General features: G+C 51.5%; 1 protein-coding gene. It reads right to left on the bottom strand.

Going from position 1 to position 757, the window contains the following annotated elements; genetic code table 11:
- A partial coding sequence (locus H1R82_RS14380; RefSeq protein WP_181821723.1) for an aspartate kinase occupies positions 1-757 on the bottom strand: 757 nt, incomplete at both ends.

The raw sequence follows: 757 nt of genomic DNA, 5'->3' as shown, positions 1-757 counted from the left end.
GAAGCCGGCGAACGGCTTCCAATGCCACTTCCCTGTTCACCACACACGAAATTTTAATTTCAGATGTCGAAACCATTTTCACCCGGATTCCGGCTTCACTCAGTGTGGCAAACATTTTTGCGGCCACTCCCGGCTTTGTCATCATGCCCATCCCCACGGCAGACACCTTGGCAAGGCCGGATTCGGAAATCAATTGGGCATAACCCAGGGAATCTTTTGCCGATTCTAATAATTCGATCGTTGCATCCTTTTCAGATTCTTGCACACTGAATGCCACATCGATCTCCTTCTGGTCATGTTCACTTTGCACAATAATGTCGACATTGATATTCGCTCCGCCGATGAGTCCGAATAATTGCGACAACATATTTTCGCGGTTGGGCAGGCCCAGCACTTTGATTCTTGCAACATCGAGATCATGAGCGATGCCCCGTACGTTTAACTCGTTTTCCATGGTTTTCTCCCCTTTCACCCATGTTCCGGGTTCATCCACAAAACTGGAACGGACCATCAACCGGACTTGATGATGGAGCGCCGTTTCCACCGAACGCGGATGAAGAACGCCGGCTCCCAAGTGTGCCAGTTCGAGCATTTCTTCATAAGTGATTTCATCCATTTTCCGGGCGGCGGGCACCACACGCGGGTCCGCAGTAAAAACCCCGGTGACATCCGTGTAAATTTCGCAGCAATCCGCCCCCAGGGCTGCGGCCAAAACAACCGCCGTTGTATCGGAACCTCCGCGTCCCAATGTGGTGAT

The sequence above is a fragment of the Thermoactinomyces intermedius genome, from assembly GCF_013912365.1.
In the GTDB taxonomy this organism is placed as follows: domain Bacteria; phylum Bacillota; class Bacilli; order Thermoactinomycetales; family Thermoactinomycetaceae; genus Thermoactinomyces; species Thermoactinomyces intermedius.
Note: the sequence above shows the minus strand (reverse complement) of the source record. Positions and strands in the feature narration are given on the sequence as shown.